Source organism: Bradyrhizobium sp. JYMT SZCCT0428, assembly GCF_018131075.1.
In the GTDB taxonomy this organism is placed as follows: domain Bacteria; phylum Pseudomonadota; class Alphaproteobacteria; order Rhizobiales; family Xanthobacteraceae; genus Bradyrhizobium.
The window spans coordinates 124,837-146,932 of the sequence record NZ_JAFCLS010000001.1 but is presented as its reverse complement, the minus strand read 5'-3'; the positions used below and the strand labels follow the sequence as shown (position 1 = coordinate 146,932).

Below are 22,096 nucleotides of genomic sequence, written 5' to 3'. Positions count from 1 at the left end.
GAAACAAACCGCCCCTGCCAAACAGGCCCCCAATACCGCTCAACGCCCGGGGGAACGATTGGTTCCACGGGCAGCAGGGCCGGTTCAGCGCATGGCTAGGACGTTTTGGTCTTGTCCGCCTGGCCGGCGAGATACTGCTCGAGCCAATGGATATGGTAGTCGCCGTCGATGATGCCGGGCTCGCGGACCAGGGCGCGGAACAGCGGCAGGGTGGTCTCGATACCTTCGACCACCATCTCGTCCAGCGCGCGACGCAGCCGCATCAGGCATTCGCCGCGGGTCTTGCCGTGAACGATCAGCTTGCCGACCAGCGAGTCGTAATAGGGCGGGATGACGTAACCCTGATAGACGGCGGAATCGATCCGGACGCCGAGGCCGCCGGGCGGATGGAATTGCGTGATCTTGCCCGGCGAGGGACGAAACGTCTGCGGATTTTCCGCATTGATGCGGCACTCGATGGCGTGGCCGATGATGGTGATCTCGTCCTGCGTCGCCGGCAGGTCGCCGCCGGCGGCGATGCGGATCTGTTCCAGCACGAGGTCGATATCGGTGATGCTTTCGGTAACGGGATGCTCGACCTGGATGCGGGTGTTCATTTCGATGAAATAGAACTCGCCGTCCTCGTACAGAAACTCGATGGTGCCGACACCGAGATATTTCATGTCCTGCATCGCCTTGGCGCAGGTGGCGCCGATCTTGGCGCGTGCGGCGGCAGAGAGAACCGGTGAGGGGCCTTCTTCCCAGACCTTCTGGTGGCGGCGCTGCAGCGAACAGTCGCGTTCGCCGAGATGGATGGCGCCGCCGCGGCCGTCGCCCAGCACCTGGATTTCGATGTGGCGCGGCTTGGTCAGGTATTTCTCGAGATAGACCGAAGCGTCGCCGAACGCGGACTTGGCCTCGTTGGAGGCGGTCGAGAGCGCCATCAACAGCTCATCGGCGGTGTGCGCGACTTTCATGCCGCGCCCGCCGCCGCCGGCAGCGGCTTTCACCAGCACCGGAAAGCCGATCGCCTTGCCGATCGCCATCGCGTCGTCTTCGGGGCCGACCGCGCCGTCGGAGCCGGGCACCACGGGAATGCCGAGTTTTTTGGCGGTCTTCTTGGCTTCGATCTTGTCGCCCATCAGGCGGATGTGCTCGGCCTTCGGGCCGATGAAATGCAGATTGTGTTCGGCGAGGATCTCGGCGAAGCGGGCGTTCTCGGACAGGAAGCCGTAGCCGGGATGCACGGCATCGGCGCCGGTGATCTCGCAGGCCGCGAGCAGCGAGGGAATGTTGAGATAGCTGTCCTTTGACGGCGGCGGTCCGATGCAGACGCTTTCGTCGGCCAGCCGCACATGCATCGCGTCGGCGTCGGCGGTGGAATGCACGGCGACGGTGGAGATGCCGAGCTCCTTGCACGCGCGCAGCACGCGCAGCGCGATCTCACCGCGATTGGCTATCAGGATCTTGTCGAACATCGCAGCGCCTGACGTTGACGGATTCTATTCAATGATCACCAACGGCTCGCCGAATTCGACCGGCTGGCCGTCCTCGACGAGAATCTGCGTCACGGTGCCCGCGCGCGGCGATGGAATCTGGTTCATCGTCTTCATGGCTTCGATGATCAACAGGGTCTGTCCCACCGATACCTTGGTGCCGACCTCGATGAACGGCTTGGCGCCGGGTTCGGGCGCCGAGTAGGCGGTGCCGACCATCGGCGAGGGGACGGCGCCCGGATGTTTGGCGAGATCGGCGATCGCCGCCGGGGTCACGTTCGCGGCCGATGCCGCGTGCGCCGACGGGGCCTGCTGGTAATTGCCCGGCATCGAAGCTGTGACGGTGATGTTGCGCGCCACGCGCACCCGCAGGCCGGCGCGCTCGATCTCGATTTCGGTGAGGCTGGTTTCATCCAGCAGCAACGCCAGTTCGCGGATCAGCGCACTGTCGTCGCTCTTGAAATTTGCGGCTGATTTGGTGTCAGGCTTGCTCGCCATATGCGGGGTCCGGAATTCTCTGGGTGATGACGGCTGAAGCGCCAGGCTTTTGATGCGGGCTCTTGATGTCAGGCTGTTGCCTTGACGCCGATTTTGGCGGCAAGGCCGTTGATAGCGAGCCGGTAGCCGTCGATGCCGAACCCGCACAGCGAAGCGAAGGCGGCCTTGGCGGTGAACGAATGGTGCCGGAAACTCTCGCGGGCGTGGATATTGCTGATGTGCACTTCAACGGTCGGGATTTTCACTCCAACCAGCGCGTCATGCAGCGCGATCGAGGTGTGGGAATAGCCGCCGGCATTGATGATGATGCCGACCATTTGCTTGGCGCGGGCCTCATGGATGAAATCAATCAGCTCGCCTTCGCGGTTGGACTGCCGGCAATCGGCCACGAGGCCGAATTGAGCGGCCGTCTCCGCGCACAATTTCTCGACATCGGCGAGGGTGGCGTGGCCGTAGGTCTCGGGCTCGCGCGTCCCCAGCAAATTGAGGTTCGGGCCGTTGAGCACAAGGATTGTCGGGGCAGGGGCCTGGGCCATCCAGAATTCCAGCAAAAGGGGGTGGGTAGGTCGCGGGGGTTATAGGTAACAACGCGGCCAAGGGGAAGCCTGATGGGGGTTTTGAACACCCTTCAAGCGCCTCATCCGGTTCGTAAAAAGGCCTGTGGAACCTACGGAAATCGCTCATTAACCAAGGTTAAAGGGTGCCTTCCATGACGCGAAAGGGGTGGGCAATTGTGCCCACCCCCAAAAACGTCGCCTGCTTTGAAAGCGATTAGCCTTCGATGATGTAGACGATCTCATGCGTCTGCGGGCGCACGATGACGTAGCGGCCGCCCACCAGGATCACCTGATAGCCACGCCACTCCGGATAGATCTCGACGATCCGGGGCGGAAGCGGGTGGAACTGGACCGAACTCGGAACCCGCGTGCCAACTGAGATATTGAAGTTGACGTTGGTGGTTTCCTTGATGCTCGTCTCCGACTTGATCGCGGTCGTGATCTGGGAGCGCTTTTCAGCCGGAGGTGCCGCGGTCGCCGAAGTCGCGGCGTTGCCCGTGGTCTGCGCCTTGGTGTCGGCCGCGCCCTTGGTCTGGGCGGTGCCGGTCTTGCTGTCGGTCGCGCTCTTGTCCATGCCGGTCTTGCTGTCGCGGCCCTCGGCCTTCATGTCCTTGCCGCCCTTGGTTTCGGTCTCGGAGCTCATGCTCTTCGACTTCTCACCCGCCGGCGACTTGGTGTCCTGCGCGCTCTTGCTGGACGGCATCTTCTCGTTGGACTCCGCGCCCTTTGCGCCCTTCATGTCGGAAGCGCCGCCGGGATCGCGCTGCATCGTGCCAGCTCCGCCCGGTGACGGTGCGGTCTGCTGGGTCGCGGGACCAGCCGACGGCGACTCTTTGCTCATGCCGGTACCCTGCGCATTTGCAAAGCCCGTTCCGGCGATCAGTGCCGCGACGGCGGCAGAAATCAGAAAACGATTAGACATAGAATTCTCCTCACGTGGATGCATTGCCCGCACCGACAACGAAAGGAGATGTGCGATGTTCCTGCCCAATCGCGGTTCCATCAGATTAGTTTGATGAATGCGGGGTGAATTTGAAACTCAACTTGGCAAGAGGCGTTTTCTTGACCCGTACCGGTTGCCCACCCCGCATCAAGTGCGGGGCAGGCTTTCGCTAGAAAACGCTGTTAACCGCAGGCCCAGTCGAACTCCATCGTTTCGAGATCGAGCTGCGCGTTGCCGCCGCCGAAATTGAAGCCGCCAAAGTGCTCTTCGATCTCGAGATAGGTCGCGCTGTATTTCGGCGTCCATTGGTAGGGAAACATGGTGCCACCGAGATGATTGCGTCCCGCCAGCCGCGGCAGATCGAGCGGCTCGGCCGCCTTGGTGTGGGGTGGAATGTAGGCGCCGAGTTCGCCCTTGTGCAAAATGTTGTCGCGCGGCGGCCGGCCCACATTGGGATCGCCGTCGCGCACCGCGATTGCGATGCCGTAGGCGTGGTGGCCGATCTCAGGCACGCGGCCGAACAGCCGGTACCAATATTTGTTGAGGATCTCCTCGACGCTGTCATAGCTGCCGCTGTGGAGGTCGAAGCAGGCGCGTGCCGTGCCAAGCTCCAGCCAGGGCGGCGGCGGATTGCTTTGCAATAGCGGATTGCCAATGAGGCGAGGGGGCTGACAGAGTGGGCCTGCGAACTCGGCTTCCGTCAGCCAGATCGCCGCAAAATTGTGGCCGATGATGTCCTCCATCCGGAATTCCATCGGATGCCGGTTCTGCTTGTAGATCCAGTACGGCAGCAAATTCGCATCGGCCGGGCGCTCCGGCGTTTCCGCGGCGAGATATTCGGCGACCGCTTTGATCTCGCTCGGCTCGTCATGCTGCTGATCGGCGAACATCGTGAGTGCGACATAGTCCGCACCTTTGGTGCGATACTGCTCGGGCAGCTTCAGCGTGAAGCAGGGCTGCATCGGAAAGCCGTCATACGGGCTGAGCGGCCATTGGCTCTCGCTAATTCCGGGCGGCAGGCCGTAGCACCAGCCGTGATCGGTATCGGTGCCGCGGGCGGGCGCGGTCGTGAGCAGTTCGAGGTCGTAAGCGGTGGTTGGCGGCGCCAGGCTCATGCGGGGGTCCTGTTGGTTGGAGCCCTCTTAGTGGCGGCAGCGTCGCCGCGGTTCAGTCGCAGCAAGCGTGCGGGCAAAAAAAATCCGGCTGCGATGCAGCCGGATTTGGTCCGTCGAATGATACCCGGCGTCTGGCTTCAGCAGGTCGCCTTGCCGCAGCGGGCGATGCCGATCTTTTCCTTGAGGGTCTCGACGCCGACCGCGCCGATCACGACCTGCTTGCCGATCACATAGCTCGGGGTGCCGTTCATGCCCATGGCTTCGGCGAGCTTCATGTTCTCCTCGAGCGTGGCGCGGATTTCGGGGCTTGCCAGATCCTTTTCGAGCTTGGCCATGTCGAGGCCGGCTTCCTTGGCGACCGCAAGCGCGCGGGCCTTGTCGGCGGCACCGCGGCCGGTGAGCAGCTTCTGGTGGAAGTCGAGATATTTCTTTCCGGTCGGATCCTGCATCCGCACCGCGACGCCGACCTGGGCGGCTTCGACTGAACCTGTGCTCAGCACCGGGAATTCCTTGAGCACGACCTTCAGCTTGGGATCGCCCTTGATCAATTCCATCATGTCGAGCATCGCGCGCTTGCAGTAGCCGCAATTGTAATCGAAGAACTCGACGAAGGTGACGTCGCCGTCCTTGTTTCCGAGCGTCACGTTGCGCGGCGAGTTGAAGATCGCGTTGGCGTTCTTGGCGATGCCGGCCTGATGCTTCTCGGCTTCGACGGCGGACTGGCGCCTGGTCAGTTCGGCCATCGCCTCTTCCAGCACCTCGGGATGGGCGATCAGGTACTCCCGGACGATGGTCTCGATGTCCTTGCGCTGGACATCAGAGAAGCTCTGCGCGGAAGCCGGCAAAGACGCGCCGCACAGGGCGATCGCGAACAGGGCGGAAGCAAGGTAACGGAGCAAAGGCATCGGTAAATCCTTGGGTGGCGAGTTCCGGGCCGTTCACATGAAGGCCGGCACTTGGAATAGCTGTTCAGGTTCGGTTGTAGTGCAACTCAGTTTATTTCCGGTAGCGGCGCTAGTTGCTTCTTTGGCCGGGAAGCGGTTTGGCGCTCACAATATCGTCAGCTTTGACCCATCCCGGGGTCCCGATCGCGAACCGCGTCTTGGCCCGCGAGGCAAGATCGCGTGCGGTCTTGTTGTCGCCGCGCAGGTACGCGGCCTGGGCCGATGCGAGATCCGCCTGCGCGTAGTCGCCCTTGCGGCCATAGGCCATCGCGAGCTGCATGTAGCCGATCGGGGCTTCGGTCTCGCGCGCCAGCGCCGCGCGCAGGATGGCGATCGCCTCCTCGGTGTAGGCCTTGTTGTCGGACGCCACCAGCGCCTGCCCAAGTAGCATCTCGATCAGCGGGGCGTTGTTGGAAAGCTGCACGGCCTTGCGCAGCGGCGCGATGGCCTCGGCCGGCTTGCCGCCTTCCAGCAAAGCCTGGCCGCGCAGTTCGTAGAAATAGGCATTGGCGGGTTGCAGCTGGATCAGGCTGTCGATCTGGGCCAGCGCGCTGCGCAGGTCGCCGTGCAGGTAGGTGGTGATGGCACGCGCATAACGCGCGGGCACGCTGGTGTTGGACAGCGGATAGCGTCGGAACACGGTGTCCTGCCGCTCCATGAAGCCGGAGATCTTGGCGCGCACCATATCGTGGCGCATTTGCAGGGCCGGGTCGTCCTTCTTGTCCCAATAGGGACTGGAACGGGCGAGCTCTTCCAGGGCGCGGACGCGCTCGGCCGGCATCGGGTGCGACTGCACGTAGGGGTCGGCGCCGCGCGCCGCGAACAGGCTCTCGTCGGAGAAGCGTTTGAAGGTCTCGTACATGCCGCGGGCCGACTGGCCGGTGACATTGAGGAATTTCACGCCGGCCTTGTCGGCGTTTTCCTCCTGCTGCCGCACATAGGAAAGCAGGGTGCGCTTGATCACCTCGGCGGGTGCCGACATCGTGGCCGCACCTGCATTGGCCAGGCCGCTGTTGCCGCCGCCGCGCGCGCCCGCCACCATGGCGCCGGCGCCGAGCAGCATGGCGATGATCATCTGGGTCTGCGCTTCCGCCAGCCGCTCGCGCAGTTTTGAGAGGTGACCGCCGGCCAGATGGCCGGTCTCGTGCGCCAGCACGCCGATGATCTGGTTCGGCGTCTCCGATTGCATCATCGCGCCATAGTTGACGAAGATGCGACGGCCGTCGGCGACGAAAGCGTTGAAGACGCCTTCGTTGATGATCACCATCTGGATGTTCTGCTTCTCCATGCCGGCGGCGCGCAGGATCGGCCTCGTGTAGTCGCGCAGCAATTGCTCCGACTCGGTATCGCGCAGCACCGGGGGGCCCTTGTTCTGGGCCGCGGCGAGCGTCGGCGTCATGACAAGCGCGGCCGCTGTGGCGAGGGCGGTCAGTTTCAGCGTCGTTTTGCGGTGCGCGAGGCGGAACAACATGAAGCAATCTATTGGGCGTTAGCGGCGGAACTGGCAGTCAATCGGCGGTCGGGCCGGGCAGCCCTGATTAAATCAGAACCGAACGCCAGTCTCTTGTTTTGACGCTTTTTTCTTCCCGCGGACCGGTATCCACTTGGCTTGAAAGCGCTATAAGGAGCCACCGAATACGGCCAGTCTGGGGCGGTAACCGGTGCCGGAACTCGAAACCGGCGTTATCAGATCAAATTGCAGATAGCGATGCTCGAATCGACTCTTAAGGACCGCGCTAAAACCCTGCTAACGGCTTCCAGCCGGAGCGATGTTCCACCTTTCATGGTGATGGACGTGATGGCGGCGGCGGCCCGGATCGAGGCGGCCGGCGGCCACGTCATTCACATGGAGGTCGGCCAGCCGGCGGCACCAGCTCCGAAGACGGCGCTGGCGGCGGCACGTCTCGCGCTTGACGATGGCCGGATCGATTATACTTCCGCGCTCGGCATTCCCTCACTGCGCGCGCGCATCGCCCGTCACTACCGCGATACTTACGGCTGCAGCGTTGAGCCCGAGCGGATCGTGGTCACCACGGGCTCGTCGGGCGGCTTCATCCTCGCGTTCCTGGCGATGTTCGAACCGGGTGACCGCGTGGCGGTGACCGTGCCCGGTTATCCGCCGTACCGGCACATCCTCACCGCGCTCGGCTGCGAGCCTGTACTGATCGAGACCACGAGCGAGACACGGCATGCGCTGACCGGCGAAGCCTTGCTGGCCGCGCATCGCAAGACGCCGCTTAGGGGCGTGCTGGTCGGCAGTCCCGCCAATCCGACGGGAACCATGATGTCCCGCGAAGCGCTCACCAGCCTGATGGCGGCGGCCGAGAGCGCCGGCATTCGCTTCATATCGGACGAGATCTATCACGGCCTCGATTACGCATTTCCCGCGGTGTCCGCCGCCGAACTGTCGCCGCAGGCCTTGGTGATCAATTCGTTCTCGAAATATTTCTGCATGACCGGCTGGCGGGTCGGCTGGATGGTGGTGCCCGAGCCGCTGGTGCGGCCGATCGAACGGTTGCAGCAGAACCTGTCGATCTCGGTGCCGACGCTGTCGCAGATCGCAGCGGAGGCCGCGTTCGAGGGGACGGCGGAAATGGAAGCGATCAAGCGCGGTTATCAGGAGAACCGCCGCATCCTGATCGATGGATTGCCGAAGGCCGGCCTGACCAATTTCCTGCCGGCCGACGGCGCGTTCTATCTCTATGCCGACGTTTCGCAATTCACGTCCGACAGCTTTGAATTCGCCAGCCGGATGCTGGAGAAAGCCCACGTCGCGGCCACGCCCGGCGTCGATTTCGACCCGATCCACGGACGTGCCTTTGTGCGCTTCTCCTATGCACGCTCTTCCGACGAGATGCACGAAGCCGTGAGCCGCATTGCGCGCTGGCTTGGGTAGGGCGAGTCAGCCACCATCATCATCCATATCTGTCATCTGAATCGGGGAACCATCTTGTCCGACACATCTCAGCCTGTCGTTGCACCGCATTTTCCGCTCGCCGCCATTCTGTGGCCGCATCCCGTAAGTCGCTCCGGACTGATGCGCAGTGTGATCCTGATTGCATGGGGAACCGCGCTGCTGACCCTGTCGGCGAAGGTCAATCTGCCTTTGCCCTATGTGCCGATGACGCTGCAGACTCTGGTCGTATTGATGATCGGGGCGGCCTATGGCTGGCGCCTCGGCAGCGCAACGGTCGTGGCCTATCTCGCCGAAGGCGCGATCGGATTTCCGGTATTCGCAGGCCCCGTCGGCGGTCTTGCGCCGTTGCTCGGGCCCACGGCCGGATATCTCTACGGCTTCGTGGCGGCGGCCTTCGTCACGGGATGGCTGAGCGAGCGTGGCTGGGATCGGTCAGTACCTCTGCTTTTCATCGCCATGGGACTTGGCCACGTCATCATTCTCGCGGCCGGGTTTGCCTGGCTGGCGTTTGGCATCAAGCTCGGCGTTGAAAAAGCTTGGCTGGTCGGCATAGCGCCGTTCATCGCGGCGTCGCTGATCAAGAACGCGCTCGGCGCTACGCTCGTACCTTTGTTCCGCCGCCCATTCGACCGCCGCTGACCGAACCCGTTCGGACACCGGCGCAACGCCCCCCGATTTCCGCTGGCCGAAATAATTTGGCTGTGCTAGCGGGCGGGGGGTGTGGCAGAACGCCGCAGGTCGAACGGGAGTAGACGTCATGGCGGCAACGATTGCGGCTGAAGCGCCGGTGAGCGCGGGCAGGCCCTGGTACAAGATTCTCTACGTCCAGGTGCTGATCGCCATCGTGCTCGGCGCGCTGACCGGCTGGCTCTGGCCGGCGCTCGCGACCAACGACTGGATCAAGGCGCTCGGTGACGGCTTCATCAAGCTGATCAAGATGGTGATCGCGCCGATCATCTTCTGCACCGTGGTGTCGGGCATCGCCCATATCCAGGACGCCAAGAAGGTCGGCCGCATCGGCATCAAGGCGCTGATCTACTTCGAAATCGTCTCGACCTTTGCGCTGGTGATCGGGCTGCTCATCGGCAATGTGGTCAAGCCGGGCCACGGCTTCGGCGGCGCCATGGCTGACGCGGCCAAGGTCGCCGGATTCGCCAAGCAGGCCGAGGCCCAGAAGTCGGTCGATTTCTTCCTGCACATCATTCCCGACACCGTCGTCGGCGCCTTCGCGCAGGGTGAAATCCTGCAAGTACTGCTGTTTTCGATCCTGTTCGGCTTTTCGGTCATGGCGCTCGGCAAGCGTGGCCATAGCCTGCGTTCCTTCATCGACGACGCCGCGCACGCGGTGTTCGGCGTGATCGCGATCGTGATGAGGGCCGCGCCGATCGGCGCGTTCGGCGCCATGGCCTATACGATCGGCAAGTTCGGCACCGGCGCCATCGTGAACCTGGTCGGGCTGATCGCGACCTTCTACGTCACCGCGGCGCTGTTCGTCTTGATCGTGCTCGGCACCATCGCGCGCATAGTCGGGTTCTCGATCCTCAAGTTCCTGTCCTACATCAAGGACGAACTTTTGATCGTGCTCGGCACCTCGTCGTCCGAGAGCGCGCTGCCCTCGCTGATGGAAAAGCTGGAGCGGCTCGGCTGTTCGAAGTCGGTCGTCGGCCTGGTGGTGCCGACCGGTTACTCGTTCAACCTCGACGGCACCAACATCTACATGACGCTGGCGACGCTGTTCATCGCGCAGGCGCTCGGTTTCGATCTCACTATGGGCCAGCAGATCACCATCCTGTTGGTGGCGATGCTGACTTCGAAGGGCGCCTCGGGCATCACAGGTGCGGGCTTCATCACGCTGGCGGCAACGCTCGCGGTGGTCGATCCGCGGCTGGTGCCCGGCATGGCCATCGTGCTCGGCATCGACAAGTTCATGAGCGAGTGCCGCGCGCTGACCAACCTCTGCGGCAACGGCGTCGCCTGCATCGTGGTGTCGTGGTGGGAGGGCGAACTCGATCAGGAGAAGCTGCACGCCAATCTCAACAAGCAGATCGACCCGACCGACATGGAGACCGCGCTCTCGACCGACTGACGATCATTTTTCTGAAGACGCGTTGCTGCAACAAAAAACCGCCCGGCGTTACCGGGCGGTTTTTCCGTTTGAACTTAGGTCGTCCTTATTCGCCGCTGCCGAAACGCCGTGACCACCAGCCGGCCTTGCGCGGCGCGGCTTCGCTGGTTGCGGCAGGCGCGGGCTCAGCGGGCGCGGGACCAGGGGCGGCCGTTGCCGCCGGCTCCGCCTCGCTATGGCTGACGGCCGGTGCTGGCTCGGACGGGGCGCTGGTCAGGAACGAGACTTTTTCGCGCACCGTCGAACGCCGCCGCGCGGCGGCCCGGTCGGCCTCCTGTGCGGTTTCCTCAGGCGTCGGCGTGGGCGCGCTGCTGACGGTTTCGGGCGAGGCGTGTTCCGCGGGCTGCCATTGCGGTTGCGGCGGCTGCGAAACGGGCTCGGGTTCAACCAATGTCGGCGCCGGCTCAGAGGAGGGGCCGTCGAAATCGGCTACCGCGCTGGCGACTTCCGAAACCGGGGTCGGTCCGAGTTCGTCGGAGATCGATCCGGCGAGACCATCTTCCGGTCCGCTGCCACGCCGGCGGCGTCCGCCGCGACGTCCGCGACGGCGCGGGCGCCGCTCGCCGTTTGGTCCCTGTTCGCCGCGCGCAACAGCTCCCTGTTCGTCGCCCTCGTCGTCGTCGGCTTCGCCGTCGTCGGCAACCGTGACTGCGCCATCAGCGCTTTCGGGGACAACGCGCAGGGCGTCATTGTCGTCGCGCGGAGCGCCGCCTTCACGCGGCTCGCCACGGCCGCGGCGGCGCCGGCGGCGCTTGCGGCGGTGGCCGTCGGCTTCGCTTTCACCGGCGACTTCTTCGCCGCCTGCGGCTTCCTCGGTCAGGCCTTCGGTCTCTTCGGTCTCGACTTCACCTTCGATGTCGAACGGCTCTTCGTCGTCATAGGCTTCCTCGACCTGCGACGGCGAGGCTGCGGCCTGCGCTGCGAGCAAGGCCTTGGCTGCTTCCAGCGTGTGCACCTGTTCGCCGCGATCGATGATGAACGATTGCTGGCCGGCCACGGTGGGATCGGCGACCACCGCAAGCGTGACCTTGAAGGCGTTTTCGAGATCGCGCAGATGTCCGCGCTTGTGGTTGAGGACGTAGAGCGCGACGTCGGTGCGGGTGCGCACCACCAGATTGTGGGTCGCGCCCTTCATCAGGATTTCTTCGATGCCGCGCAGCAATTGCAGCGCCACCGACGACACCGAGCGGACATGGCCGCTGCCGCCGCAATGCGCGCAGGGCTCGGTCGAACTCTCCAGCACGCTGGCGCGGATGCGCTGGCGCGACATTTCCAACAGGCCGAAATGCGAGATGCGGCCGACCTGGATGCGGGCGCGGTCCTGCCGCAGGCAGTCGCTTAGCTTGCGCTCGACCGCGCGGTTGTTGCGCTTCTCGTCCATGTCGATGAAGTCGATGACGATCAGGCCCGCGAGATCGCGCAGACGCAGCTGCCGCGCGACTTCCTCTGACGCTTCGAGGTTGGTCTTGAGCGCGGTGTCCTCGATGTGGTGCTCGCGGGTCGATCGCCCGGAGTTGACGTCGATCGAGACCAAAGCTTCGGTCTGGTTGATGACGATGTAGCCGCCCGAACGCAATTGCACCGTCGGCGAGAACATCGCATCGAGCTGGCTCTCGACGCCCATCCTTGAGAACAGCGGCTGGCCGTCGCGATATTGCCGGACCGCCCGCACGTTCGAGGGCATCAGCATCTTCATGAAGTCGCGGGCTTCATCATAGCCGGCCTGGCCGGCGACCTGGATTTCGTCGATTTCCTTGTTGTAGAGGTCGCGCAGCGAACGCTTGATCAGCGAGCCTTCCTCGTAGACCAGCGTCGGCGCCTGCGACTTCAGCGTCATGTCGCGCACGGTTTCCCACATGCGGATCAGATATTCGAAGTCGCGCTTGATTTCGGGCTTGGTGCGCGAGGCGCCGGCGGTGCGCAAGATGATGCCCATGCCCTCGGGCACGTCGAGATCCTGCACCACTTCCTTGAGCCGCGAACGGTCCTGGGCCGAGGTGATCTTGCGGCTGATGCCGCCGCCGCGCGCGGTGTTGGGCATCAGCACGGCGTAACGGCCGGCCAACGACAGATAGGTGGTCAGCGCCGCGCCCTTGTTGCCGCGCTCTTCCTTGACGACCTGCACCAGCATGACCTGGCGGCGCTTGATGACTTCCTGGATCTTGTACTGGCGGCGCGGGCGGAAGGCGCGCTCCGGCACTTCCTCGAGCACATCGTCGCCGCCGACGGATTCGACGACTTCCTCTTCGGCATCGTCGCCATCGTCTTCATCGTCGTCGTCTTGCTCGTCGCCTTCCGGCGCGGGGGCACGATCCTCGTGGGAAGCGGCGGCGTATTCCTCGCCGGCATGCTCGGCGCGCGGCGCGTCATCGGCATGGGCGGCGTTTTCGAGCGCGTGTTCGTCGTCGTGCCGTGCCTCATGCGCCGGCTCGTCGTGATGCGCATGATCCTCGTGGCTTTCGGCGCTGGCCGCTGCCTCTGCCGGCGCGGCGACGGCCTCAACCGGTGCCGCATCGGATGGGAAGGAAGCTACCGGGGCTTCGGCCGCGGCATGATCAGGGGCGTGATCCTGGACGTGTTCTTGGACGTGCTCTTGGACGCCATCTTGGACGTGGTCTTCCTGGGGACGACCATGTTCATGCGAATGATCGTCGTGATCATGCACAACGTGCCCATGACCGTGGCCGTGGTCAGCTGCATCGGCGGGATGGTGATCGGCATCCTGGGCGTGGGCTTCGTCGGGGTGCGCGCCTTCATGCAAGCGCTGCGCCTCGCCCTCATAGGGCTGGGCGGCCTGCGCCGGATCGATCGCGGCGTTGTCGACGACGTCGCTCTGGACCCGCTCGCCATGGCCGCGGCGGCGGGCGGTGCGGTGGCGCGAACGGCCGCGGTGACGGTTGGAGGAGCGGTTCTCGCTCTCTTCCTCGGCCTCGCGATGGGCGCGTTCGTCAGCCTCGATCAGCGCCTGCCGGTCGGCGACCGGGATCTGGTAATAGTCGGGGTGGATTTCGCTGAAGGCCAGGAAGCCGTGGCGGTTGCCGCCATATTCGATGAAGGCCGCCTGCAGCGACGGCTCTACGCGCGTGACCTTGGCGAGGTAGATATTGCCGCGCAGTTGTTTGCGCTGGGCGGTCTCGAAATCAAATTCTTCGACGCGATTGCCGCGGACCACGACGACCCGGGTCTCTTCCGGGTGGGTGGCATCGATCAACATCTTGTTGGGCATTTTGGAGCTCTTGACGGCGGCGGGCGCGGTGCAAGGCGCGCGCATATTGCGCGGCCCGGTGACGCGACGGTCCACCTGATTCGGGGGTGAGGGGAAGGCCAAAACGCAAACCTTGGCGCCGCGCCGAACGGGGACCCACCGGAACAAGGCGACGCGCGAAGCTTTCGCTTCGCGTCGGCGCGATCGATCCGTGGATCTTGGTCGGCAACACAGTCTGGCGCATCAAGCGTCGGCCCGTCTGAACATGTTGGCGGCAAAACTGACCGCCGTGTCTATCGCTGAAGGCCCGGCGCGGCGCCAAAGCGCTCGCCGGCCATCGCATATCGGACCGTTTGGGGTCCGGATAATCAGTTCTGCCGTGTTTTAAACCGTCCCTGGAGCAAGATAGTACCTTGCAAGTTAGTACCTGGGAGCGGACGCCGCTCGGGCTCGAAACCGCCACTCCGTGTCAGCCGCGCGCAGCGCTGGCTGGTGGAGGGGATCGGGAAAGACGCAGGAAACTTCGGCTTCGAAGGTTCCGGCGCTGCACCGGGAGGCTGAACGCGACACAACCGGGAGTATTAGCCGTCAGCACCTCGTACATACGTGGATTGCCCGCCCGGTGCAAGGGAAGCATCAGGGAAGCGTCGCAGCACGGCAACACTCATCTCTTTTCGCTTTTGGACCCTTAAGGTTCGATTAACCCTGTGGTTCTAATGCGGTAAGAGAGCGGCTCGGAGGCGTCGAATCGTTGGCTAACCGCGCAAATCACCGGGTTTTGCTGGGGCGCGGCCTGTTGTGCGTCGCAGCATTGCTGTGGGTCAATTCCATCACCCCAAGCGCGGCGCAGGGGCCTGCGCCTGGTCCCGCTTCGCCAAGCGCCCCCAGTCCAACCCCGGTCGCCGCCTCGAATTTTCCGGTCGCCTCCGATGCAAGGCTGGCCGGCGATAGCAAGCAAACCCGCTTCGTCCTCGATCTCGACAGGCCGATCCAGTTTCGTGCCTTTGCGCTGGCCGATCCCTATCGCGTGGTCGTTGATATTCCACAGGTCAGCTTCAAGCTGGCCGCGGGCACCGGCAGCGCGGGGCGCGGGCTGGTCAAGGCGTTCCGCTATGGCCTCGTCATGCCGGGCGGTTCGCGAATCGTGTTCGACCTGACGGGACCGGCCAAGGTCGCCAAATCCTATGTGCTGGAAGCGGCCAACGACCAGCCGCCGCGGCTGGTGCTGGAGCTGGAAGAGGTGGACCGGACCGCCTTCGTGCAATTGCTGGCGCCCGAGAATCGCCCCGAGCTGAGGCCCGCGATTGCGGCGGCCAATGCCGCGGTCGGGCCGGACGATGCAGCGGCGGCGGCAAAGCCCGCACAGGCGCAGGATACCCGACCCCTGATCGTGATCGATCCCGGCCATGGCGGCATCGACAACGGTACCCAGGCCGGCGGCGAGATGGAAAAGAATCTGGTGCTGGGATTTGGCCTCGCGCTGCGCGATCGTATCGAGAAATCAGGCAAATACCGCGTCGTCATGACTCGTACGGACGATACGTTCATTCCGTTGAACGATCGCGTGAAGGTCGCACGCACCCAGTCGGCTGCGCTGTTCGTCTCGATCCATGCCGACGCCCTTCCGCGGCGGGAGGGCGATGCCCACGGCGCCACCATCTACACTCTGTCCGACAAGGCTTCCGACGCTGAAGCCGAGCGGCTGGCCGAGGCCGAGAACAAGTCGGACGCCATTGGCGGCGTCAATCTCACCGACGAGCCGACCGAAGTCGCCGACATTCTGATTGACCTCGCGCAGCGCGAGACCCGAACGTTTTCAAACCGCTTCGCCCGCATCTTGATGGGCGAGATGAAGACCACGGTGCGGATGCACAAGCACCCGTTGAAATCCGCCGGCTTCCGCGTATTGAAGGCGCCGGACGTGCCCTCGGTGCTGGTCGAACTCGGCTATGTCTCGAACAAGGGCGACCTCGAGCTACTGATGTCGGAGAACTGGCGGAACAAGACCGTCGGATCGATGGCGCTGGCGATTGATGCATTTTTCGCCAAACGGCTGGCAACTGCCGGGCCCGGCAAATGAAAAGCCGTATGAAAATGCTGATTAAATGCACGCGATGCCATGGAGGAAGCCCTAGTTTGGCCACAGCGGCAGCGGTATAGAAAACTACCGCAGGGTCTTCGGAATCGGCCATTATTGTCCGTCGGCCCCTTTATTGTTCGTACGCGCAACGGCGGTCCGTTGGGCGGGGCTCGAGCGCTTCGATTTGCGCTTCGATTTTGATGGCAAGGCAGACGCCGAAAGTCACGGCGCAAGGGTTGGAACGGAACTTCGATCATGCGCTTGCTGGTGCGGTTTTTGGGTTTCTTGTTTGCCGCCGGAACCGTGGTGTTCCTGGTGGGCGTCGCCGGCGTTGCGGGCGCGATCTGGCATTTCTCCAAGGACTTGCCGGATTATTCGCAGCTTCAGGATTATGAACCGCCTGTGATGACGCGCGTGCACGCCTCCGATGGCGCGCTGCTCGGCGAGTATTCGAAGGAGCGCCGGCTCTATCTGCCGATCCAGGCGGTGCCAAAACTCGTCATCAACGCGTTCCTCGCCGCCGAAGACAAGAATTTCTACGAGCACGGCGGCATCGACTTCACCGGCATGGCGCGCGCGGCGGTGCTGTATGCGCAGAACTACGGCTCCAACCGCCGGCCGCAGGGTGCGTCGACCATCACCCAGCAGGTCGCAAAGAACTTCCTGTTGACCAACGAGGTCTCCTTCGCCCGCAAGATCAAGGAAGCCCTGCTGGCGATGCGCATCGAGCGCGCCTATTCGAAGGACCGCATCCTCGAACTCTATCTCAATGAAATCTATCTCGGCCTCGGCGCCTACGGCATCGCGGCGGCGTCGCTGGTCTATTTCGACAAGTCGGTGAACGAACTCTCGATCTCGGAAGCCTCGTATCTGGCGGCGCTGCCGAAAGCGCCGGCGGCGCTGCATCCGGTGCGCAACCGCGACCGCGCGATCGAACGCCGCAACTACGTCGTCGATCGTCTCGTCGAAAACGGCTGGATCAAGCAGGCCGATGCCGACAAGGCGCGCAAGGATCAGCTTCTCGTCACCAGCCGCGGTACCGGCGCGCATATCTTCGCCGGCGAATATTTCGCCGAGGAAGTCCGGCGCGACATCTTCGAACGCTACGGCGAAAAGAAGCTCTATGAAGGCGGCCTCTCGGTCCGGGCGACGCTCGACCCGAAGATGCAGGTGATGGCGCGCAAGACCATGGCGGCCGGCATGGTCAATTACGATGAGGCGCAGGGCTGGCGGGGTGCGCCAAGCAAGCTCGACATTTCCGGCGACTGGGGCGTGAAGCTGGCCGACGTCAAGGCGCTGGGCGATATCTCGCCCTGGCGGATGGCTGTGGTGCTGGAGACCAGCGACCAGTCGGCGCGGGTCGGTTTCCAGCCGGGCCGCGAGCTTGGCGGCGCCGTCGCCAAACAACGGCAGACCGGCATCATCACGATCGATGGCGTCAAATGGGCCAAGGCGGCGTCGGGACCGACCAAGGGCAGGACGCCGACATCGGTCGCGCAAGTGCTCGCCCCGGGCGATGTGATTTATGTCGATCCGCTGTTCGGCAAGGACGGCAATCCGGTGGAGGGGCAGTACCGCCTGCGCCAATTGCCGGAAGTATCCGGCGCGATGGTGGCGATGGATCCCTGGACCGGCCGTGTGCTGGCGATGGTCGGCGGATTCTCGTTCGACCAGAGCCAGTTCAACCGCGCGACACAGGCCTACCGGCAGCCTGGTTCCTCGTTCAAGCCGTTGGTCTATTCGGCGGCCATGGACAATGGCTACACGCCGTCGACCGTGGTGGTCGACGCGCCGATCGAAATCGATCAGGGGCAGGGCGCCGGCGTCTGGCGCCCGGAAAACTATTCGTCCGGCAAGTACAACGGTCCGGTGACGCTGCGCAATGCGCTGCGGCAGTCGCTCAACACGGTGACGGTGCGGCTGGCGCAGGACATCGGCATGCCGCTGATCGGCGAATATTCACGGCGCTTCGGCGTCTACGACGAACTGCCGAACTATCTGTCCTATTCGCTCGGCGCCGGCGAAACCACGGTCATGCGCATGGTCACGGCCTATTCGATGTTCGCCAATGGCGGCCGCCGCGTGAAGCCGACCTTGATCGATCGCATCCAGGACCGTTACGGGCACACGATCTACAAGCATGACGCGCGCGAATGCCGCGGCTGCGACGCGCCCGGCGGCTGGAAGAATCAGCCTGAACCGCAACTGGTCGACCGCCGCGAGCAGGTACTCGATCCGATGACGGCCTATCAGATCACCTCGATGATGGAATATGTCGTCCAGGCCGGCACCGCGACTGTCGTGAAGGAAGTCGGCAAGCCGATCGCCGGCAAGACCGGAACCACCAACGACGCCAAGGATGCCTGGTTCATCGGCTTCTCGCCGGACCTCGTGGTCGGCATCTATCTCGGCTATGACAAGCCGCGCACCCTCGGTGGCAAGGCGACCGGCGGTGCGCTGGCCGCGCCGATCGCGCGCGACTTCCTCAAGCTCGCGCTCGCCGACAAGGCCGCGATCCCGTTCAAGGTGCCGGCCGGAATCAAGCTGGTCCGCGTCGATGCCAAGAGCGGCATGCGCGCAGGTCCCGGCGAAGGCGGCCGGACCATCCTGGAGGCCTTCAAGCCGGGCACCGCGCCGCCGGACAATTACTCCGTCATTGGCGTGGCCGATGCCGATGGGCGTGCCCCGCAGGGATATCCGGCCGGATATCAGGGGGGATACCAGTCGCCTGACTCCGGCCACATCATGCGGCCCGGCGGGCTGTACTAGGTTGTTAGTGCGAAACCCGCTTGGGACTGAACCCCAGGCGGATTGCGCTTTGTAGCGGACGCCGCTACATCCCTGCAAACATCTATAGTTGGCGGTTTCTATACCGCAGATCAGAGACACCATGCGCGCCGAAATCGAACGCCTCGTTGAAGAGATCAAGCAGTCAGTCGGGCTGCTGAGGAGGCATCTTTGACGTCGAACAGTCCACGGCCCGGCTGGCCGAGCTGAACAAGCTCGCCGAAGATCCCACTCTCTGGAACGATCCGCAGAAGGCCCAGAAACTGATGCAGGAGCGCACCTCGCTGGAGGATGCGCTGCAGGGCATCGGCAAGGTCGAGCGCGAGCTCAGCGACAATGTCGAGATGATCGAACTCGGCGAAGCCGAGAACGATGCCGGCGTCGTCACCGAAGCCGAGAACGCGCTGAAAGCCTTGAAGAAGGAAGTGGCACGCCGCGAGCTCGAGGCGCTGCTGTCGGGCGAGGCGGACCGGTTCGATTCCTATCTCGAAGTTCATGCCGGCGCGGGTGGCACCGAGAGCCAGGACTGGGCCGAGATGCTGCTGCGCATGTATACGCGCTGGGCCGAAAAGCACGGCTTCAAGATCGAATATCTGGAAGAGACGCAAGGCGAGGAAGCCGGCATCAAATCCGCCACCATCCAGATCTCGGGCCACAACGCCTATGGTTGGCTCAAGACCGAGGCGGGCGTGCACCGGCTGGTTCGGATATCGCCGTACGATTCCAACGCGCGCCGCCACACCTCGTTCTCGTCGGTCGCGATCTTTCCCGTGGTCGATAACAGCATCAAGATCGACATCGCGGAGTCCGACGTGCGCACCGACACCATGCGCTCGGGCGGTGCCGGCGGTCAGCACGTCAACAAGACCGAATCCGCGGTGCGGCTGACGCATATTCCGACCGGCGTCGCCGTGGTGTGTCAGGCCGGCCGCTCGCAGCACAAGAACCGCGCGCAGGCCTGGGACATGTTGCGCGCGCGGCTCTACGAAATCGAGCTGAAGAAGCGCGAGGAGCAGGCCGCCGCCGATCAGGCCGCCAAGACCGATATCGGCTGGGGTCACCAGATCCGCTCCTACGTGTTGCAGCCCTATCAGATGGTCAAGGATTTGCGCACCGGTGTGCAGACCTCGGACACGTCGGGCGTGCTCGACGGCGATCTCGATGAGTTCATGGCCGCGACGCTGGCGCAGCGCGCGTTCGGCACCTCGCCCGGTTCGGTCGAGGATGTGGACTAGTCCATGGCCAGAGTTGCCTTCATCGGATTGGGACGGATGGGCCAGGGAATGGCCGGCCGGTACCTTGACGCCGGCTTCACCGTTTCGGTGTGGAATCGCAGCAAGGCCAAGGCGGAAGATCTGATTGCGCGGGGCGCGCGATGGGCAACGTCGCCGGAGGATGCCGCGATCGATGCCGATGCCGTCGTGACCATGGTCGCCGACGACAACGCATCGCGCGAAGTATGGCTCACCAAGGACGGCGCCGCCGCCAATATGAAGGCCGGCACGCTGGCGATTGAATGCTCCACGGTGTCGCACCAGCACGCGCTTCATATGGCGGGTGTGTTGGGCGCGCGTGGACTGATCTACATCGATTGCCCCGTCACTGGCCTGCCGGAAGCGGCGGCAACGGGCAAGCTGACCTTGCTCGTTGGCGCGGAGGCTGCCGATCTCGATCGCGCGAAACCGTATCTCGCGCCGATCGGCAACGTCGTCAGGCACTTTGGTGCGGTCGGATCAGGCACCGTATTCAAGCTGATCAACAACCTGATGGGCGCGGTGCAGATCGCCAGTCTGGCCGAAGGCATCGCGATGGCCGAGCGGGCCGGGCTGGACATGAACCTCGTGGCGGAAGCGCTGGCGACCGGCGCGGTCGCGAGCCCGCAGGTGATCCGTCATTCAAAGCGCATGGTGGCGCGCGACTTCTCGGGCGCGTCGTTCACGGCAGCGCTCCGCCACAAGGATGCGGACTATGCGGTGCAGCTGGCCGAAAGCCTGCTGCCGGAGTCGCCGCTGGTCGGCCGCGCCGCGGTGGAAGCGTACGCGCGGGCCAAAGCCGAGATGCCCGACGATGATGAGGGCAGAATGATCGAAATCGTGTCGCGGCCGAAATAGGCGTGCACCTGTTCGGAAATCGGGTGGGAACGGCGCGCGGGCTGGAATAGATCTGCAGCAAATGCAGATATGAGCCAATGACCACCGCCAATGACAACCGGATCGACGCCCGCGACTGGTCGCTGCTCGGCGTGCTTTCGATCCTGTGGGGCGGCTCGTTCTTTTTCAACGGCGTGGTGCTGCGCGAATTGCCGCCGCTGACGCTGGTGCTGCTGCGCGTGGCGCTGGCGTCGATCATCCTGCTGCCGCTGCTATGGGTTTACCGGATTGATTTTCCGAAGGGGGTTGCAGGCTGGAAGCCGTTCTTCGCGATCGGGCTTTTCAACAACGTATTGCCGTTCTCGCTGATCGTGGCGGGACAGATGACCATCCCGAGCGGGCTCGCCTCGATCCTCAACGCCACCACGCCGTTGTTTACCGTCGTGGTGATGGCGGTGGCCGGTGAAGAGAAGCTGCAGGCGCGGCGGATCGCGGGCGTCGTGGTGGGCTTGATCGGCGTCGTTATCCTGCGCGGCTGGAGTTTTGACGGCGACGGAATCTGGAGTGGGCAGGGCATCGGCATCCTGCTCTGCCTTGCCGGTGCGTTCAGCTATGGCTTGTCGGCGCTATTGGCGCGACGGCTTTTGTCGAACTCGCCGCCGCTGGGGACGGCGACGTTTCAGTTGCTGGCCTCGAGCATCATGATGATGGTTGTCGCTGGCTTCATCGAACGTCCCTGGCAATTGCCGATGCCGGGGCTTGCGACGTGGGGCGCCGTGATCGGTCTGGCTGTCCTGTCGACGGCGCTGGCCTATATCGTGTTCTTCCAGATCTTGCGGCGCTCCGGCGCCACCAATGTCATGCTGGTGACGCTGTTGATTCCGGTCACCGCCATCGTGCTCGGCTATTTGGTGCTGGGCGAGCAGATTTCGCCGCGCGAGATCGCGGGCGCGCTGGTGATCGGCAGCGCGCTGCTGTTGATCGACGGGCGGGTGCTCGGGTTGTTTCGACGGCCGGCTGTTATCGGATAGATGGCGCTCAGCCGGTGGGTTCGATGAATTTCTTGTAGATCCAGCGCCTTCCGTCATGACGACGCCAGACCTTGCCGGTCAGCAAGCGTCCGGTGATGGATCGCCGCGGAATGAAAATCTTCCGCAAGTGCCAGACTTCGGCCCAGGCGGGCTTCGGACTGAGGCTCAGTATTCGTAACCGTTCCTGGCTTTCCGCATGCATGGCGCGCGCTCACGATTTAACGAGGCCGCCGGGCGGAATATGATCGCCCGACGGCGAAGTTAACAGGGGTTGGAACGAACAAAATCGTCCACTGCACGCACGATAGCGCGCGGCTGTCGTTACGCAA

The 22,096-nt window shown here is 63.9% G+C and carries 17 protein-coding genes; 8 read left to right on the top strand and 9 right to left on the bottom strand.

Annotated elements, in window-relative coordinates; translation table 11 throughout:
- Positions 1–95 precede the first annotated feature (95 nt).
- The 7 genes from accC to JQ575_RS00770 form a co-directional block, all read right to left on the bottom strand.
- Entirely contained in the window at positions 96–1,457 is a 1,362-nt protein-coding gene (accC, locus tag JQ575_RS00800) for an acetyl-CoA carboxylase biotin carboxylase subunit (protein ID WP_212031369.1), read from the bottom strand.
- 24 nt (positions 1,458–1,481) lie between these two features.
- Positions 1,482–1,973 (bottom strand): acetyl-CoA carboxylase biotin carboxyl carrier protein, encoded by a 492-nt coding sequence (gene accB / locus JQ575_RS00795; protein WP_212031368.1) that lies wholly within the window; start codon positions 1,971–1,973, stop codon positions 1,482–1,484.
- A 68-nt stretch (positions 1,974–2,041) separates the two neighbouring features.
- Entirely contained in the window at positions 2,042–2,509 is a 468-nt protein-coding gene (gene aroQ / locus JQ575_RS00790; RefSeq protein ID WP_212031367.1) for a type II 3-dehydroquinate dehydratase, read from the bottom strand.
- A 235-nt stretch (positions 2,510–2,744) separates the two neighbouring features.
- Entirely contained in the window at positions 2,745–3,452 is a 708-nt protein-coding gene (locus JQ575_RS00785) for a DUF1236 domain-containing protein (protein WP_212031366.1), read from the bottom strand.
- 203 nt (positions 3,453–3,655) lie between these two features.
- Positions 3,656–4,588 carry a hypothetical protein gene (locus tag JQ575_RS00780; RefSeq protein ID WP_212031365.1) on the bottom strand — a complete coding sequence of 311 codons (933 nt, stop codon included), beginning with the start codon at positions 4,586–4,588 and terminating at the stop codon, positions 3,656–3,658.
- A gap of 137 nt (positions 4,589–4,725) precedes the next feature.
- Positions 4,726–5,493, bottom strand: a complete 768-nt coding sequence (locus JQ575_RS00775; RefSeq protein ID WP_212031364.1) for a DsbA family protein — start codon at positions 5,491–5,493, stop codon at positions 4,726–4,728.
- 109 nt (positions 5,494–5,602) lie between these two features.
- Positions 5,603–7,003: a M48 family metalloprotease gene (locus JQ575_RS00770; RefSeq protein ID WP_212031363.1), complete on the bottom strand. Its 1,401-nt coding sequence runs from the start codon at positions 7,001–7,003 to the stop codon at positions 5,603–5,605.
- A 237-nt stretch (positions 7,004–7,240) separates the two neighbouring features.
- Here JQ575_RS00770 and JQ575_RS00765 point away from each other — a divergent pair, with 237 nt between their 5' ends.
- The 3 genes from JQ575_RS00765 to JQ575_RS00755 all read left to right on the top strand — a co-directional run bounded on the left by JQ575_RS00765 (position 7,241) and on the right by JQ575_RS00755 (position 10,535).
- On the top strand, positions 7,241–8,428 hold the full coding sequence (locus JQ575_RS00765) for a pyridoxal phosphate-dependent aminotransferase (protein ID WP_212031362.1): 1,188 nt from the start codon (positions 7,241–7,243) through the stop codon (positions 8,426–8,428).
- 141 nt (positions 8,429–8,569) lie between these two features.
- Entirely contained in the window at positions 8,570–9,088 is a 519-nt protein-coding gene (locus JQ575_RS00760; protein ID WP_212031589.1) for a biotin transporter BioY, read from the top strand.
- A gap of 118 nt (positions 9,089–9,206) precedes the next feature.
- The gene (locus JQ575_RS00755; RefSeq protein ID WP_212031361.1) at positions 9,207–10,535 is read left to right on the top strand and encodes a dicarboxylate/amino acid:cation symporter; all 1,329 of its coding nucleotides are present in this window, start codon (positions 9,207–9,209) and stop codon (positions 10,533–10,535) included.
- 85 nt (positions 10,536–10,620) lie between these two features.
- Here JQ575_RS00755 and JQ575_RS00750 read toward each other — a convergent pair whose 3' ends face one another.
- Positions 10,621–13,800: a ribonuclease E/G gene (locus JQ575_RS00750; protein ID WP_212031360.1), complete on the bottom strand. Its 3,180-nt coding sequence runs from the start codon at positions 13,798–13,800 to the stop codon at positions 10,621–10,623.
- Positions 13,801–14,530: 730 nt separating this feature from the next.
- On the opposite strand from JQ575_RS00750, the gene JQ575_RS00745 reads away from it, so the two are divergent.
- The 5 genes from JQ575_RS00745 to JQ575_RS00725 all read left to right on the top strand — a co-directional run bounded on the left by JQ575_RS00745 (position 14,531) and on the right by JQ575_RS00725 (position 21,767).
- Positions 14,531–15,859 (top strand): N-acetylmuramoyl-L-alanine amidase, encoded by a 1,329-nt coding sequence (locus tag JQ575_RS00745; protein ID WP_212031359.1) that lies wholly within the window; start codon positions 14,531–14,533, stop codon positions 15,857–15,859.
- Between the two features lie 255 nt (positions 15,860–16,114).
- Complete coding sequence (locus JQ575_RS00740) at positions 16,115–18,628, top strand: penicillin-binding protein 1A (RefSeq protein ID WP_212031358.1); 2,514 nt, start codon at positions 16,115–16,117, stop codon at positions 18,626–18,628.
- 121 nt (positions 18,629–18,749) lie between these two features.
- A protein-coding gene (gene prfB, locus JQ575_RS00735) for a peptide chain release factor 2 (protein ID WP_192739837.1) occupies positions 18,750–19,881 on the top strand; the annotation gives its coding sequence in 2 pieces (ribosomal slippage) (positions 18,750–18,818 and positions 18,820–19,881; 1,131 coding nt in all).
- Positions 19,882–19,884: 3 nt separating this feature from the next.
- Complete coding sequence (locus tag JQ575_RS00730) at positions 19,885–20,757, top strand: NAD(P)-dependent oxidoreductase (RefSeq protein ID WP_212031357.1); 873 nt, start codon at positions 19,885–19,887, stop codon at positions 20,755–20,757.
- Positions 20,758–20,834: 77 nt separating this feature from the next.
- Positions 20,835–21,767, top strand: a complete 933-nt coding sequence (locus JQ575_RS00725; protein WP_212031356.1) for a DMT family transporter — start codon at positions 20,835–20,837, stop codon at positions 21,765–21,767.
- A 7-nt stretch (positions 21,768–21,774) separates the two neighbouring features.
- On the opposite strand, the gene JQ575_RS00720 is transcribed toward JQ575_RS00725, so the two are convergent.
- Positions 21,775–21,969: a hypothetical protein gene (locus tag JQ575_RS00720; RefSeq protein WP_212031355.1), complete on the bottom strand. Its 195-nt coding sequence runs from the start codon at positions 21,967–21,969 to the stop codon at positions 21,775–21,777.
- Between the last annotated feature and the right edge of the window lie 127 nt (positions 21,970–22,096).